At 71.6% G+C, this 15742-nt stretch carries 12 protein-coding genes and 1 pseudogene; 4 read left to right on the plus strand and 9 right to left on the minus strand.

What is annotated here, in order from left to right; translation table 11 throughout:
• Positions 1 to 12: 12 nt before the first annotated feature.
• From BLQ62_RS14195 to BLQ62_RS14205, 3 genes are all read left to right on the plus strand, one after another.
• Positions 13 to 486, plus strand: coding sequence for a M15 family metallopeptidase (locus BLQ62_RS14195; RefSeq protein WP_068568916.1), 474 nt, complete (start codon positions 13 to 15; stop codon positions 484 to 486).
• Positions 487 to 560: 74 nt separating this feature from the next.
• A complete protein-coding gene (locus tag BLQ62_RS14200) occupies positions 561 to 2525 on the plus strand; it encodes a gamma-glutamyltransferase family protein (protein WP_068568917.1) in 1965 nt (654 codons plus the stop codon).
• Between the two features lie 87 nt (positions 2526 to 2612).
• On the plus strand, positions 2613 to 3173 hold the full coding sequence (locus tag BLQ62_RS14205) for a DUF6928 family protein (RefSeq protein ID WP_068568603.1): 561 nt from the start codon (positions 2613 to 2615) through the stop codon (positions 3171 to 3173).
• Here the strand turns inward: BLQ62_RS14205 and BLQ62_RS14210 are convergent.
• The 9 genes from BLQ62_RS14210 to BLQ62_RS14250 form a co-directional block, all read right to left on the minus strand.
• Positions 3164 to 4225 (minus strand): ABC transporter ATP-binding protein, encoded by a 1062-nt coding sequence (locus BLQ62_RS14210; RefSeq protein WP_068568605.1) that lies wholly within the window; start codon positions 4223 to 4225, stop codon positions 3164 to 3166. The two genes, BLQ62_RS14205 and BLQ62_RS14210, sit on opposite strands and share 10 nt — an antisense overlap.
• Positions 4222 to 5751, minus strand: coding sequence for an ABC transporter permease (locus BLQ62_RS14215; RefSeq protein ID WP_170842952.1), 1530 nt, complete (start codon positions 5749 to 5751; stop codon positions 4222 to 4224). The genes BLQ62_RS14210 and BLQ62_RS14215 overlap by 4 nt, the downstream gene beginning before the upstream one ends.
• Complete coding sequence (locus BLQ62_RS14220; RefSeq protein ID WP_068568607.1) at positions 5748 to 6794, minus strand: iron ABC transporter substrate-binding protein; 1047 nt, start codon at positions 6792 to 6794, stop codon at positions 5748 to 5750. Before BLQ62_RS14220 ends, BLQ62_RS14215 begins: the two co-directional genes overlap by 4 nt.
• A 106-nt stretch (positions 6795 to 6900) precedes the next feature.
• Entirely contained in the window at positions 6901 to 7968 is a 1068-nt protein-coding gene (locus BLQ62_RS14225) for an SLC13 family permease (protein ID WP_068568609.1), read from the minus strand.
• Positions 7965 to 9932: an excinuclease ABC subunit UvrC gene (gene uvrC, locus BLQ62_RS14230; protein ID WP_068533963.1), complete on the minus strand. Its 1968-nt coding sequence runs from the start codon at positions 9930 to 9932 to the stop codon at positions 7965 to 7967. Before uvrC ends, BLQ62_RS14225 begins: the two co-directional genes overlap by 4 nt.
• Positions 9933 to 9986: 54 nt before the next feature.
• The gene (locus tag BLQ62_RS14235; RefSeq protein ID WP_068568610.1) at positions 9987 to 10343 is read right to left on the minus strand and encodes a hypothetical protein; all 357 of its coding nucleotides are present in this window, start codon (positions 10341 to 10343) and stop codon (positions 9987 to 9989) included.
• A gap of 67 nt (positions 10344 to 10410) precedes the next feature.
• Positions 10411 to 11628, minus strand: coding sequence for a hypothetical protein (locus tag BLQ62_RS14240; protein WP_068568612.1), 1218 nt, complete (start codon positions 11626 to 11628; stop codon positions 10411 to 10413).
• Between the two features lie 59 nt (positions 11629 to 11687).
• The gene (locus BLQ62_RS14245) at positions 11688 to 13346 is read right to left on the minus strand and encodes a long-chain fatty acid--CoA ligase (RefSeq protein WP_231857741.1); all 1659 of its coding nucleotides are present in this window, start codon (positions 13344 to 13346) and stop codon (positions 11688 to 11690) included.
• Positions 13347 to 13409: 63 nt separating this feature from the next.
• Positions 13410 to 14060, minus strand: a complete 651-nt coding sequence (locus tag BLQ62_RS14250) for a hypothetical protein (protein ID WP_068533969.1) — start codon at positions 14058 to 14060, stop codon at positions 13410 to 13412.
• Positions 14061 to 14242: 182 nt separating this feature from the next.
• On the opposite strand from BLQ62_RS14250, the pseudogene BLQ62_RS14255 reads away from it, so the two are divergent.
• Positions 14243 to 15594, plus strand: a pseudogene (locus BLQ62_RS14255) (LLM class flavin-dependent oxidoreductase).
• Positions 15595 to 15742 lie beyond the last annotated feature (148 nt).

Here is a 15742-nt window from a genome sequence, read left to right on the forward strand (position 1 = left end):
AGAGTCGTGACGATGCGCACTCCCCGTACCGCCGTCCTGCCCGCCGCGGCCCTCGCCGTCGCCGCGTCCGCGCTGGTGACTCCGCCGGCGTCGGCGGACACCGCGCCCGGTACCGCGGGTCTCGATCCCGCCCTGGCGAACGCCTACTCGGCCGCGTACCGGAGCGCCGCGGCGTCGGGCGTGGTGCTGCGCATCACGTCCGGAGCACGCTCCTGGTCGCAGCAGCAGTGGCTGTGGGAGGACGGGATCGCCCGGTACGGCTCCCCCGACGCCGCACGGCGGTGGGTCCTCCCGCCCGGCGAATCCACCCACGTCACGGGCGCGGCGATCGACGTCGGCCCCTGGGAGGGTGCGGCGTGGCTGCAGGCGAACGGGAACCGGTGGGGCCTGTGCCGCACCTTCGACAACGAATGGTGGCACTTCGAACGGGTGACCGCGCCCGGCGGCGCTTGCCCGCCGACGGTGCCCGACGCAGCGCACCGCTGACCTCCCGCGAACGCTCCGCGCGACCCGCGGCCCGGTGTTAGGTTGCGAGAACCCCGATCGACGTGGAGGACCGCATGTTCCGAATCAGGTCGGCGGCCGCGGCCGCGTTCGTGATCCCCCTGACCCTGGCCGGCTGCGGGTCGCCCGGAACCGACGCGGGCCCCTCGTCGACGGTGGCGGTCGCGGCGGGCGGCTGCGCCGCGACGAGCCCGAACGGCACCATGTTCCGGCCCTCTGCCACCGCCGATCCCAACGGGCCGCGCGACATCAGCACCAACCCGGAGGGCGCCTCCGGGTACCGGTCCGGCCTCCCGGTCACGCACACCAAGAACTACGCCGCCGCCACCGCGAACCCGATCGCCACGCGCGCCGCCTGCGACGTCCTCGCCCAGGGCGGCACCGCCGCCGACGCGCTCGTTGCGGCCCAGACGGTGCTCGGGCTCGTCGAACCGCAGTCCTCCGGCATCGCCGGCGGCGCGTTCCTGCTCTACTACGACGCGGGCTCGAAGAAGGTGCAGGCCTACGACGGTCGCGAAACGGCGCCCGCGAGCGCCGACGAGAACTACCTGCGCTGGATCTCGCCCGAGGACCCGACGGCGCCGAAACCCGATGCGCGGTCGTCCGGGCGCGCGATCGGCATCCCGGGCGCCCTGCGCCTGCTCGAGGCCGTGCACGGCGAGCACGGCGACAAGTCCTGGCGAGAACTCTTCGATCCGGCGGTGCGGATCGCCGACGACGGCTTCGAGATCAGCCCCCGCCTGGCGGGCGCTATCGCGGACGAGGCGAAGAACTTCGGGAACGACGCCGATCTCAAGGCCTACTTCCTCGAGCCCGACGGCGCGCCGAAGAAGGCCGGCGTCAGGCTCACCAACCCCGCGTACGCGAAGACCTTGGGCGCCATCGCCTCCGAGGGCGCGAAGGCCTTCTACACCGGCCCGATCGCCGAGGCGATCGTCGCCTCGGTGCGCGACACCACCGGCGGTCGCACGGCGGGCACGATGTCCGTGGAGGACCTCGCGGGGTACGCCGTGAAGACCCGCGAGGCGGTCTGCACGCCTTACCGCGACCGGGAACTGTGCGGCATGCCCGCGCCGTCGTCCGGCGGGATCACCGTGGCGCAGGCGCTCGGCATCCTCAACTCCTTCGACCTGTCGACTCTCGGACCGGCCGCAGTGCACGGCGGCGACCCGGGCCCCGACGGCGGCATCCCCACCGCCGAGGCGATCCACCTCATCTCCGAGGCCGAGCGCCTCGCCTACGCCGACCGCGACAAGTACATCGCCGATCCCGACTTCATCCCGCTACCCGGCGGTTCCCCTGCCGCGCTGGTGGACCCGGCGTACCTCGCCGGTCGCGCGAAGCTCATCGACCGGGGCACGACGATGGGCACCGCGAAGCCGGGCGAGTTCCCCACCGCGACACCGGGGGTGACCCCCACGCCGGAGCACGGCACCAGCCACATCACGATCCTCGATCAGCACGGCGACGTCGCGTCGATGACGACCACCGTCGAGTCGGCCTTCGGCTCGTACCACATGGTCGACGGCTTCCTGCTCAACAATCAGCTCACCGACTTCTCCGCCGAGCCCGTCGATCCCGCGGGGCAGCCGGTGGCGAACCGGGTGCAGCCGGGCAAGCGGCCGCGCAGCTCGATGTCGCCCACGATCCTCTTCGGCCGCGGTGCCGACGGTGCCCGCGGCGAGGCGATCGGGGCGCTCGGCTCCCCCGGCGGCGCCGTCATCATCCAGTACGTGATCAAGACGATCATCGGGCTCACCGATTGGAAGTTGAACCCGCAGCAGGCCGTCGGGCTGGCGAACTTCGGTGCGGCGAACTCGCCGAAGACGAACGTCGACAGCGCGCATCCCGTGCTGAGCACCGACGAGGGCCGCAAGGTCGTCGAGGAGCTGCAGCGGCTCGGACACACGCTCAACCTCGCGCCGCAGGTGTCGGGCCTGTCTGCCATCGTCAAGCAGGGCGACGTCTACGCCGGCGGCGCGGATCCGCGTCGCGAGGGCGTGGTGCTCGGCGGCAGCTGATCCCCGCCCGAGGACTGGCTCGCGCCAAGCCGCCCGCAAGGCCGCGCTCGTAACCTCGGTGGCATGGGAATTAAGTGCAATTTCATCGTGGCGTCGAGAGGCGATGCCGCAGAGCGGCTGCGGGACCTGCCGCCGCTCGACGTCGCGGCGTCGGACGCGCTGGCGACGGAGATCCTCGGCAAACGCTCCTGGGGACGCCGACGCCGCTCCCACCGCACCGGCGACCTCGTACGGGACGTCTACCCGCGGGACGGTGAGATCGCCGTCGCGGTGTACGGCGACCTGATCATCGCCGCGTACGAAGACGTGTCCGTCGAATGGACCATGGAGGCCGTCCCCGACTGGGGCTACCCGATTCTGAAGGATCACGACGTGGACGCGTTCGTGTTGCACTCGGTCGTCTCCATGGGCGTCTTCGCGTTCTGGCGCAACGACGAGACGGTGCGCGTGTTCGGCGGCGCCGACCGCGAGCTCTTCGTCGACGAGGGGACTCCACTGCCCTTCGAGCACGGCTTCGACGCCGAGGAGGACACCTACGGTTCGCTCACCGAACGCGCGATCTTCGACCGTCTCGGCTACTCCTACGAGGGACCACGATCGGCGGACGGGTTCGATCCCGCGTCCGTCCCGCTGCTCGTCTACCGCTGAGCCGCAGCGTCATCCAGGAGCACGGCGGCGCCGGTCACCCGCAGCCGCACCTCGTCGCCGGGCGCGGGCAGCTCGGTGCTCGGGTGCCGGATCTCGATGCCCGTGCCGTCGGCGAGCGTCAGCGTCACCGTGGCGTCGGGGCCGAAGAACTCGACCCGGACGACGGTGGCGGGCACGCCCTCCCCCGCGATCCGGATCTGTTCGGGGCGCAACAGCAGTGGCACCGGGCCGGGTGCGACGGCACCGTCGGCCCCGGCGACGGGGATCCAACCCAGCACCGTCTCGGCGGCGGCGCCGTCGAGCGCACCGTCGAGCACGACGACGTCGCCGAGGAAGCGCGCTACGGACTCGGAGGCGGGCCGCGCGTAGACCCGCGCCGGCGGACCGACCTGCGCCAGTGCGCCGTCGCGCAGCACCGCGACCTGATCGGCGAAGGAGAGGGCCTCCGCCTGGTCGTGGGTGACGAGCACCGTGGTGATGCCCGCGGCGCCGAGCACCTCGGCGACGGCGGCGCGGGTCGCCACCCGTAGCCCTGCGTCGAGCGCGGAGAAGGACTCGTCCAGAAGCATGATCCGCGGGCTGCCCGCGAGCGCCCGGGCGAGCGCGACGCGCTGCTGCTGGCCACCGGAGAGCTCGTGCGGATACCGCCGCGCCAGAGCCGGATCCAAGGAGACCGTCTCGAGCAGCTCCGCGACCCGGCCCGCCGCGGCGCGGCGGCGCACCGGCAGCGAGGCCCCCAGCCCGAAGGCGATGTTGCGCGCCACCGACAGGTGCGGGAACAGCGCACCGTCCTGCGCGACGTAGCCCACGCCCCGGCGATGCGCGGCGACCCACGCGGCGCCGGAGGCGAGTTCATCGCCCCCGAGGCGCACGGAGCCGGCGTCCGGCCGCGCGAAACCGGCGACCAGGCGCAGGAGCGTCGTCTTGCCCGACCCCGACGGGCCGACCACGGCGGTGATCGAGCCCGCCGGCACCGTCAGGTCGACGTCCCGCAGGACCGTGTCGGCACCGTAGCGCTTGGTGAGTCCGCGCAGCGCGAGTTCGGTGCTCATGCGGCTCCTCTCGTCCGGGTGGTGCGTCCGGCCGTCCGGCGGGACTGGCGGAACAGCAGGTAGGTGGTGGGCAGCGAGAGCAGCACCATCGCCAGCGCGTAGGGCGCCGCGCCCGCGTAATCGATCTCGCTGCTCTTGGCCCAGAACTCCGTAGCGAGTGTCCGGGTTCCGTTGGGCGCGAGGAGGAGCGTCGCGGTGAGCTCGTTGGTGACGGCGAGGAAGACGAGGGCCGCGCCCGCGGCCGAGGCGGGAGCGGTGAGCCGGAGGGTGATGCGCGCGAACGCGATCGGCGGCGGCGCCCCGAGCGCGCGGGCCGCCTCCTCCAGCGAGACCGGCGCCTGTGCCAGCCCGGCGCGCAGGCCCACCGCAGCGCGCGGCAGGAACAGCAGCACGTAGGCGAGGACCAGCACCGTCGCGCTCTGATACAGGTCGGACACCGCGCGGATCGACACGGTGACCAGCGCGAGGCCGATGACGATGCCGGGCATCGCGCTGCTCACGTAGGTCGATGCCTCCAGGGCACGGGTGGTCCTGCTCGGCCGGCGCACAGCGAGGAAGGCGAGCGGGAAGGCGGCGGCGACCGTGAGGGCGGCGGTCACCGCGCCGTAGCCGAGTGACGTGCCGAGCGCCTCGAGAAGGTCGGCCGGCACCGTCTGCGCGGCACCGCGCACGGTCCACCGGACGACGAACCACAGCGGGAGCCCGAGAGCGGCGGCGACCAGGGCGAGGAGCCCGAGCTGCGCACCGGCCTGGTAGCCGCCCAACGGGATCCGCTCCGGTGTCGCGACGGCGCCCGATCCGACCCGGGCGTAGCGGGCCCGTCCGCGCGCCGCCACCTCGGCGACGAGCAGGAGCAGGCACAACAGCGCGAGCACACCGGCGAGCATCGAGCCGGCCGCGCCGTTGAAGGTGGACTGGTACTGGACCATGATCGCGGTGGTGAAGGTGTCGAACCGGATCATGGCGAAGGCGCCGTACTCGGCGAGTAGGTGCAGGGCCACCAGCACGGCGCCGCCGAGCGCCGCGAGCCGCAGCTGCGGCAGGACCACCCGCGCGAACACCGCCCACCGACCGAGGCCGAGCGCCGCCGCGGACTCCTCCAGCGCCGGATCGAGGCGGCTCAGCGCCGCGGCGACCGGGATGTAAACGAGCGGGTAGTAGAACAGCACCGCGATGAGCACGCCGGACCACAGACCGCCCAGCGACGGGATCGCCGAGACCCAGCCGTAGCTGCCGACGAACGCGGGGATCGCCAGTGGGGCGGCCAGCAGCAGCGACCACGCCCTGCGGCCCCACAGCGCGGTCCGCTCGACGAGCCAGGCACCGCCGACACCGACGATCACGCTGAGCGGCACCGCGATCACCGTGAGCAGCACCGTGTTGCTGAGGAGCTCGCCGACGCGGGGCCGGAACACGAGCCGGGCGGATTCCACCCAACCCGTGTCGATCGCCGTGTAGACGACGAAGCCCAGCGGCACCGCCGCGACCGCCGCGATGGCGGCGGCCGCGAGAGTGAGCAGCCTCAGAGCAGGCCCGCCTCGGTCATCAGCGTCACGACCTGCGGACCGTTGAGCTTCGCCGGGTCGACGGTCGGCGCCTGCAGGTCCGCCATCGGGACCAGGTTCTGATTGGCGGGCACCCCGGTGCCCACCGGGTACTCGAAGGACGTGCCCTTCTCGAGCACCTCCTGGCCCGCCGCGGACGTGATGAACTTGAGCAGCTGCTGGGCCTGCGCCTGCTTCTTCGACGACTTCAGCACACCACCGCCGGAGATCGAGACGAAGGCGCCCGGGTCCTGGTTCTTGAAGTAGTGGGTGCCCACGTTGCCGGAGTTCTCGCCGGTCTTGGCCTGGTCGCCGTAGAAGTAGTAGTGGTAGATCAGCGCCGTATCGACCTCGCCGGCGTTGACGGCCTTCATCGCGGCGCCGTTGCCCTTGTACGCCTTCGAGTTCTCCTTCATCGCCGTGAGCCAGTCCTTCGTGGCCTGCTCGCCCTTGAGCTGGAGGTAGGCGGAGACGATGGCCTGGAAGTCCGCGCCGGACGGCGAGGCGCTCCACCGGTTCTTCCACTCCGGCGCGGCGAGGTCGGCCATCGACTTCGGCAGTTGCTCGGGCGTCACCTTGCGCTTGTCGTAGACCAGCACCGTCGATCGGGCGGCGATGCCGGTCCACTTCCCGGTCGAGGGCTTGAGGCCGGCACCGACCTGCGCGAGCGTCGCGGGATCGACGTCGGCGAAGAGCCCCTTGTTCTCGACCTGGGTCATGGCGGGCGAGTTCTCGGTGAGGAAGACGTCGGCGGGCGAGCGGTCGCCCTCGGCGATGATCTGCTGCGCCAGTTCGGAATCCTTGCCCTGCCGGATCGTGACCTTGATGCCGGTCTCCACGGTGAACTTCTCCACCCACTCCTTGGCGAGGGTGTCGTGCTGGGCGTTGTAGAGCGTCAGGTCGCCGCCCGCGGCGCTCGAGCCCGACGGGGCCGCACCGTCGCCGCTCGAGCCGCAACCGGCGATCGTGAGGGAGGCCATCGTCACCAGTGCGGCGGCCAGTGTGGAGCGCTTGCGCAGAGACATCGTCGAATCCTTTTCTTGAGCAACGAAATCACTCACGGCGGGCGAGAGTAAGGCGACGCTACACTAAGTCCCACCGCCCTGGGAGCGACCGGATTTACTTGACGCGTCAGAGAACCAGGACGGCCGCGACGGTGGCCGGCACGGCGAGGAGCAGGCCGTGGATCGCGAACCGTCGGGCATCGATCCGCACCCCGGCGCGGAGGCACCGCTCCCGCCACAGCAGCGTGGCGAGCGAGGCCCACAGGGTCACGATCGGGGCCACACCGACGCCGATCAGGAGGGCCATGAGCCGCACCGGGTCGCCGGACACGGCGGGCTCGAGGGCGAGGTACGCGGGCAGGTTGTTCACGCCGTTCGCGGCGACGGCACCGACGCCCGCCACCCGCAGCAGGTCCGACGGCGCCGTTCCCGCCCCCGCGACATCTCGCAGCACGCCCTCCAGGCCGGCCGCGAGTGCCACCTGCACCGCGGCGAACACGGCGGCGAGGATGAGGACCATCCGCCACGGCACCACGATCTCCCGCAGGCGCCCCGGCGCCCGGACCGCGACGGCCCCGATCAGGACGAGGGCGGCCGCGGTCGCCGCGGCCGCGGGCGGGACGCCGAGGGCGAAGGCCGGGCCGAGCGCGACGCAGACCGCCGCGGCGACGCCGAACAACACACGATCGTCGGGCACCTCGAACGCGGGAATCGTGTACCGGCCCCGCAGGTCCCGCCGGTGCAGCAGCCACAGCACCACGACGGTCACGACGATCGCCGCGAGCGCCGGCCGCCAGGACAGCGCGAGGTAGGCCCGCACGCCGCCGTCGAGGTGGTACACCGCGAGGAGGTTCGTCAGGTTCGACACCGGCAGCAGCAGCGAGGCGGTGTTCGCGAGCCACACTGTGGTCATCGCGAAAGGCAAGGGGGCCACCCCGAGTCGCGCGGCGGCCGCCAGCACGACGGGGGTCAGCAGCACCGCGGTGGTGTCCAGGCTGAGGACGATCGTCGCGGCGCACGCCAGCCCCACCACGCCGAGCCACATCAGCAGCACGCTGCCGCGCCCCAGCCGGGCGGCGAGCACGCCCATCGCGTCGAAGACGCCGGCCGACTGAGCGATCTCGGCGACGACGGTGATCGCGAGCAGGAAGATCAGGACGGGGGCGACCTGCGCCACCACGTCGGCGGTGTTCACGCGTCGGCGCGCAGGCCGTCGAGCACGGCGCGGGCGGTCCCCAGACCGACCCCGGGGACCTCGACGATCTCCTCCAGGCTGGCCTCGCGCAGCTTGGCCACGGACCCGAAGTGCTTGATGAGCGCCGCCTTCCGGGTGTCACCGAGCCCCGGGATCGCGTCGAGTGCACTGACGGTCATCCGCTTGGACCGCTTGCTGCGGTGGAAGGAGATCGCGAAGCGGTGCGCCTCGTCGCGCACGCGCTGCAGGAGGAAGAGGGCATCCGAGCTGCGGGGCAGGATCACCGGATCCTCCTCACCCGGTACCCACACCTCTTCGAGCCGCTTGGCGAGACCGATCACCGCCACGTCGGTCACGCCGAGCTCGTCGAGCACCTCCTGCGCCGCGGCCGCCTGCGGGGCGCCACCGTCGACCACGTAGAGGTTCGGCGGGTAGGCGAAGCGGCGCGGGCGTCCCGTCTGCGGGTCGATCGCCGCCTCCGGGGCGAGGTCTCCGCCGTCGCTCCCCTCGTCCTGCACCGCGTCGGCCTTGTAGCGCAGGAAACGCCGGCGCGTGACCTCGGCGATGGACGCGACGTCGTCGCTGTGGCCGTCGCCGGCGGCCTCCTTGATCCCGTAGTGCCGGTAGTCGGACTTCTTCGCCAGGCCGTCCTCGAAGACGACGAGGGAGGCCACCACGTCGGAGCCCTGGATGTGGCTGATGTCCACGCACTCGATCCGCAGCGGCGCCGCGTCGAGGTCGAGGGCGTCCTGCAGCCCCTGCAGGGCCGCCGAGCGCGCGGTCAGATCACCCGAGCGCTTGAGCTTGTGCTGGTGCAGCGCCTCGACGGCGTTGCGCTCGACCGTCTCCATCAGGGTGCGCTTGTCCCCGCGCTGCGGGATGCGCAGCGAGACCCGCGCGCCGCGCAGCTCGGAGAGCCAGTCCTGGAGCTCGTCGGCGTCGTCCGGGAGGACCGGGACGAGCACCTCGCGCGGCACCGGGGTGGCCGACGGGTCGCCCGCCTGCTTGGCCCGCTCGACCTCCTCGCCGTAGAACTGGGTGACGAACTGCTCGAGCAGTTCGGCGTGCTCGTTCTGCTCCGCGTCCCCGGGCTTCTCGACGACCCATCCGCGCTGGCCGCGGACCCGGCCGCCGCGGACGTGGAAGATCTGCACCGCCGCCTCCAGTTCGTCCGAGGAGAAGGCGATGACGTCGGCGTCGGTGCCGTCGCCGAGCACCACGGCCTGCTTCTCGACGGCCTTGCGCAGCGCCGAGACGTCGTCGCGCAGGCGCGCGGCGCGCTCGAAGTCCAGTTGATCGCTGGCCGTGAGCATCTCGTTCTCGAGCTGCTTGATCAGGTTGTCGGTCTTGCCGGCCAGGAAGTCGCAGAAGTCCTCCACGATCTCCCGGTGCCGCCCCGGGGTGACGCGGCCGACGCACGGCGCCGAGCACTTGTCGATGTAGCCGAGCAGGCACGGACGGCCCATCTGGTTGTGCCGCTTGAACACGCCCGCCGAGCACGTGCGGGCGGGGAAGACGCGCAGCAGCAGATCGAGGGTCTCGCGGATGGCCCAGGCGTGGCTGTAGGGGCCGAAGTACCGCACACCCTTGCGCCGGGGGCCGCGGTAGACGTACAGCCGCGGGAACTCCTCGTGCAGGGTGACCGCGAGCATCGGGTAGGTCTTGTCGTCGCGGTAACGGACGTTGAACTGGGGGTCGAACTCCTTGATCCAGTTGTACTCGAGCTGCAGCGCCTCGACCTCGGTGCTGACCACGGTCCATTCGACGGACGCGGCGGTGGTCACCATCTGGTAGGTGCGCGGGTGCAGGCCGTGGACATCGGCGAAGTAGGAGTTCAGTCGGCTGCGCAGGGACTTGGCCTTGCCCACGTAGATGACGCGGCCGTGCTTGTCCCGGAACTTGTACACGCCGGGCTGCGTGGGGATGGTGCCCGGTGCGGGGCGGTAACTCTGCGGATCGGCCACCCGTCCAGATTAGGACGGGTGGCCGACAGGTTCGGGTGCGGGCGGGCGCCGGGCTCAGCCGACGGGAACCCACAGCGGTCCGAGCCAGAAGCCCCAGTGGTTGCGGCCGGCGTCCCAGACGGGGGTGTGCCAGGCACCCTGCCGGTAGACGGGGCCGGGCCGCCAGTTCGGGTTCTGCCCGTCGGAGCGGGGCGTCGCCCGCTGCGGAACCCGGTTCGGGGCCTGCTTCGCCGCCGGCCGCGGGGCCGGTTTCGCGGCCGTCGGTTCGGCCTGCGCCTGGGTGGCCTGGGGCGTGCCGGTGCGGCCGGGGTCCGGTGCCGCCGCGGCGGCACCGGACCCGACGGTGGCGATCCCGCCGAGAACCGTGGTGCCCAGGAGTGCGGATCCGATCATCTTCTTCATCGTGGTCATGCTTCGAGCCTCGGCCCCGTACCTGCGCGCGGGCCGACGACGGCCTGGGGATCTCCTGGCGGCCCGATCAGGCCGGCACGACGGGCGAACCGGCCGGGCCGGGTGTCGCGGTATCGCGGCGCGGGGCCCGCCGACGCACCGGGATCATGCTGCGCGAGGCCAGCGGATCGTCGATCGCGAGATCGAACCGCAGACGGTAGGTGGCGGCGGCCATGCGATGGAGAGGCAGGTGCGGCGAGAGCATCGGCATCCACAGCCCGCAGAGGTGACACTGGACGCGGTCGCCGTCGTCGTGGAGCCTGCCCGCACGCGAGTGCACCAGGTCCCCGAGCGCGTCGATGTACGTGGGGTGCGCCGACACCCGCTCGAGGATCTCGGCGACCCGCTCCGGCGTGCCGTCGATGCGCGTGCGGAATTGCGCCGGGCTCAGATGCTCCAGGACGCACCGGCGCAGCTCCAGGTAGGGGTCGAGCAGCCCGTCGCTCTCCATCGCGTGCTCGAAGGCCGTGCGGGGCGCGGCGTGACCGTCGTGGTCGGGCGGAACGCCCCAGCGCGACGGGGTGCGGGCGGCGCCCCGTCGACGACCGCTGATCCGGCCGTGCGCGGCGACGTGGTTGTCGACGCTGGCGAACCACAGGCCGCACGCCGGACACTGCTTGAGCGCGCCCCCGGGGTTGCTCACGGCGGCCGGGACGGTGAACGCGGCCGGGTCGTGGCTCCAGGCGTCGATGATCGCCACCGTCACCGACGCGGCGTCGGTACCCACGCGGTCGGCGAGACGGCTCGGACCGAAGCCGTTCGCGGCGGCCCAGTTGGCGGCCTCGGCCCAGGTGTTCCACGGCGCGTCCTCGGGCAGCTCGGTCAGCGGCACCCCGCGCCCCGCCGGCGGGGGCTCCTGGCCGTCGCCAAGCCGGCGCGAGGCTGCGCGGGGCCGGACGGCGCGCCCCTGTCCCCGCACCGCGTCGCCGGTCGCGCGACGATTGCCGCGCCGCTCCCGCTGCGCCGCCTCGACCCGCCGGCGACCGCGGCGGTGCACCGCGCGGTGCGCCTCCACGTCGGAGAACCAGATGCCGCAGTCCGGGCACTGCGCGACGCCGACCGGCGGCACGGCGGCGGGCGGGGTGGTGAACAGGTGCGGATGCCGCGTCCACTCGTCCGCGATCGCCAGCAAGGCGTCGATCCGGGTGACCCCCTCGCGCTCGGCGATCGCGCCCACGCCGAAGCCGCCGGCCGCCGCCCAATTAGCAGCGGCGACCCAGCGCGGATCGTGAGACTGCTCGGGCACGCCTTTCAGAATGCATCATCATGTCAACCCCGGGTGTTCTGACACGCCCGTGCGGGTCCTCATTCTTGGAGGACGGAGAGATCGCCGGCCGCGTGCTGGGCCCGCAGAACCTTCTTGTCGAACTTACCGACGGAGGTCTTGGGCACCTCGGCGATGAACGACCAGTTGTCGGGGATCTGCCACTTCGCGAACTTCCCCGCGAGGTGTTCCCGCAGTTCAGCGATGGTGACCTCGGCGTTCGGCTGGAGCACGACGGCCACCAGCGGGCGCTCGTCCCACTTCGGGTCGGGCACCCCGATCGCGACCGCCTCGAGCACCGCGGGGTGCGCCATGACCTCGTTCTCGAGCTCCACCGAGCTGATCCACTCGCCGCCGGACTTGATCACGTCCTTCGACCGATCCACGAGGGTCACGTAGCCGTCGGCGGTGAGCTTGCCGATGTCACCGGTGCGCAGCCAACCGTCCTCGAACTTGTCCGCACCGACCGGTTCGGCGCCCTCCGGGCTGTAGTAGCTGCCCGTCACCCAGGGGCCGCGCACCTGCACCTCGCCCTGCGAGACACCGTCAGCGGGGACGACCTCACCGAGGTCGTCGACGAGACGGCCCTGCACGCCCGGCAGGAAGCGCCCCTGCGTGTTGCGGTACGCCCAGGCGTCCTCGCCGGTGACGCCGCGCGGCGGCCAGGCGATGCTGGCGAGCGGCGAGGTCTCCGTCATGCCCCAGGCCTGCACGATCTGCACGCCGTGCCGGTCGAGTGCCTTCGCCAGGCTCAGCGGGACCGCCGAGCCGCCGCACGCGATGTGCCGCAGGTGGCTGATGTCCTGCGGGTTCTTGTCCAGGTGGTTGACGATGCCGATCCACACCGCCGGGACCGCGGCGGAGATGGTGGGCTTCTCCCCGGCCAGCAGGCGCGCCATCGGCTCGGGCTGCAGGTACCGGTCGGGCAGGATCAGCGAGGCGCCGGACATGAGAGCCCCGAACGGGGTGCCCCAGCTCATCGCGTGGAACATCGGCACGATCGGCAGGACGGTGTCGTTCGGGCCCATGCCGAGGCCGTAGCTCGCGCAGACGGTGCTCGAGTGCAGCCAGATGCTGCGGTGGCTGTACATGACGCCCTTGGGGTCGCCCGTGGTGCCGGACGTGTAGCAGGCCGCGGCCGCCGCCCGCTCGTCGATGTCCGGCCAGTCGTACTCGTCGCTCTGCGCGTCGAGCAGGTCGCGGTAGTCGTGCAGTTGCACGCCCGACGGTGCCTCCACCTGAGACTTGTCGCCGTCCACGACGATGACGTGCTCGATCGTCGTCATCCCGCCGATGGCGGCGTTGAGCTGCGGGATCAGGCTGCCGTCGGCGATGATCACGCGGTCGGCGGCGTGGTTGGCGATGTAGGTGATCTGATCCGGGAACAGGCGGATGTTGATCGTGTGCAGCACGCTGCCCATCGCCGGGATCGTGACGTAGGCGGTCATGTGCTCGTTGTTGTTCCACTGGAAGGTGCCCACCCGGTCGCCCGGCACCACCCCCAGCGCCTTCAACGCGTTGGCGAGGCGCCCCGCTTCGCGGCCCATCTCGCGAAAGCTCATCCGGGTGGTCTTCTCGGGCGTCCACGTGGCCACCTCCGCCGCGTCCGCGTACCAGGTGGTGGCGTGGCGCAGCAGCGTCGCCAGCGACAGGTGCTCGTCTTGCATCGTGGACGTCAAGGGCAGGATCCGCTCAGGCATGGACCATGACTACCGCATCCCCGACGGTCCGCGGCCCGGTTTCGGCCAGCCCACCGGGATCGCTCAGGCGACCGAGCGGAACAACTGGAGATCCGTCGCGCCGCCGAGGCCCTTCCGCTCCGCCGGGCGCCAGTCGTCGAGCAGGACGCGGACCGTCCAGCCGGTGAACTGCCCGCTGTCGCTGTCGAAACCGGCGGGCTGCGAGACCTCCAAGCGGATCGCCGCACCGTCGTCGCGGTAGAGGAGCACCCAGGCGCCGGCGAGCACACCGTCGACTCGCGGGGGCGGCGCGAACGCCGCGAGTGGGAAGAGCGCCTCATCGGGCTGGAGGGAGTCGGCGGTCGCGCGCCCCTTGCGCCGCACCGTGTGCGGACCGAACGCCGAGTGCGGGCTGCCGGTGGAGACGTCCCCGCTCATGACCGTGAGCGTGCGGCGGCTCTCCCGATGGCGACTGAGCGGCTGGCCGCGGCGATCGTCCGGGTACCAACGACCGGTGGCCGCCAGCCTGCGGCGCAGCTCGGCGACCACCCCGAACCAGCGCAGGAGGCCGGGCGCGGTGAGTGGTGCGAAACGATCGAACTCCCCCGCCGTCGCCTGCCCGGCCGAGATCGCGGAGTACAGGTCCTCGACCGCGATGTCCATCGCGCGCAGGTAATCCGGTGCTCGCTCGGGCGGGATGATCTGCGCGGCGACGAGTGGTTGCAAGTCCGGCATGGCGCCCCCTTCGACGATGCCCGAACGGTAGCTCCGGGGTACGACAGGATTCGCCTCGTGCAGGCCGTTCCCAGCCCCTGAGGGGACGATCGGCGCGGACATTCCACCACGGGGATCACAAAGGTGTCGCTCGCCGGTGGGTGCCCGAAGACTGCTGGGACGTACCCGACGGAAGGAATGTCATGTCCCGGCAGCTGCACCTCGGCGGTTTCCAGATCGCCTCGCACGTCACCCATTCGCATGCCGCGTGGCGCCACCCCGCGTCCGACCCGGCGTTCCTCACGCCCGAGTACTACCACCGGATCGGGCGGATTCTGGAGCGCGGAAGGTTCGACTTCCTGTTCTTCGCCGATCTGCTGTCGATCCCCACGCGGTTCGGCAACGACATCGACGAATCTCTCCGCCGCGGAACACAGGCCTCGGCGACCCTGGATCCGTCGATCGTCGCGGCGTCCATCGGCGCGGTGACATCGCACTTGGGGATCGCGATCACCAAGTCCACGACGTACTTCCACCCGTTCGAGCTGGCTCGGATCTTCTCCAGCCTCGACCACATCACCCGCGGGCGGATCGCATGGAACATAGTGACGTCGCTCAGTCAGTCGGAGGCGCTGAATTTCGGCCATGACGAGCACCTCGAGCACGACCTGCGGTACGTGCGGGCGCAGGAGTTCGTGGAGACGGCCGTCGAGCTCTGGTCGTCGTGGGAGCCCGATGCGCTGGTGCAGGACAAGGAGTCCGGTGTGTTCGCGGATCCGTCACGGATTCATGCCGTGGATCGCAGGTCGGAGCATTTCCGCACGCGAGGCCCGTTGCCCACGCCGAGATCGCCCCAGGGACGGCCGGTACTCATCCAGGCCGGATCCTCCGCACGCGGGAAGGATTTCGCGGCGCGGTGGGCCGAGGCGATCTTCGAGATCGACCCGACTCCGGAGGGCGCCGGGCGTACTACGACGACGTGAAGTCGCGGGCGACGAACTTCGGGCGCAATCCCGACCACGTGAAGATCTTCCCGTCGTTCATCCCCTTCGTCGGCGAGACCGAGTCGATCGCACGGGAGAAGCAGGCCTTCCACAACGAGCTGGCCGACCCGATCTCCGGGCTGATCACACTCTCCGTGCACACCGATCACGACTTCTCGCAGTACGACCTCGACGAACCGGTGGAAGACGTCGCCGTGGGCGGCACGCAGGGGCTGTTCGACGTGGCCCGGCGCCTGTCCGAACGCGACAACCTGACCCTGCGGGACATCGGCAAGCTGTACGCGCAGGGCGTGCTGCTCCCTCAGTTCGTGGGCACCGCCTCCGACGTAGCGGACCGGATCGAGGACGGGTTCACCGGCGGCGAGGCCGACGGCTACATCCTCTCCGCCGCCAGTTCCCCCGGGACGTTCAACGACTTCGTCGACTTCGTCGTCCCCGAACTGCAGCGGCGCGGGCTGTTCCGGCGCGCGTACACGGGACGCACCCTCCGCGAGAACCTCGGCCTGCCCGCCGATCCGTTCGCGCCGCGCGCGATCGCGAAAGCCGGCTAGCAGCGTCCACCGGTCCGCGGACCGTCGCCACGGTCGCGAGCGGATACCCCCACGGCACTCCCCAGTGCCCTCGTGGACTCCAACGGAACGCACCCCCTTCTCCGCCGCACGCGACGCCCCTCAGGCGTCGGACGTCGGTACATTCGGA

Source organism: Tsukamurella pulmonis (assembly GCF_900103175.1).
GTDB lineage: Bacteria > Actinomycetota > Actinomycetes > Mycobacteriales > Mycobacteriaceae > Tsukamurella > Tsukamurella pulmonis.

Coding starts and splice junctions, on each gene's coding strand:
- BLQ62_RS14195 (WP_068568916.1), top strand. CDS start 13: ATGCGCACTCCCCGTACCGCCGTCCTGCCCGCCGCGGCCCTCGCCGTC.
- BLQ62_RS14220 (WP_068568607.1), bottom strand. CDS start 6,794: ATGTCTCTGCGCAAGCGCTCCACACTGGCCGCCGCACTGGTGACGATG.
- BLQ62_RS14200 (WP_068568917.1), top strand. CDS start 561: ATGTTCCGAATCAGGTCGGCGGCCGCGGCCGCGTTCGTGATCCCCCTG.
- BLQ62_RS14250 (WP_068533969.1), bottom strand. CDS start 14,060: ATGCCGGACTTGCAACCACTCGTCGCCGCGCAGATCATCCCGCCCGAG.
- BLQ62_RS14210 (WP_068568605.1), bottom strand. CDS start 4,225: ATGAGCACCGAACTCGCGCTGCGCGGACTCACCAAGCGCTACGGTGCC.
- BLQ62_RS14245 (WP_231857741.1), bottom strand. CDS start 13,346: ATGCCTGAGCGGATCCTGCCCTTGACGTCCACGATGCAAGACGAGCAC.
- BLQ62_RS14235 (WP_068568610.1), bottom strand. CDS start 10,343: ATGACCACGATGAAGAAGATGATCGGATCCGCACTCCTGGGCACCACG.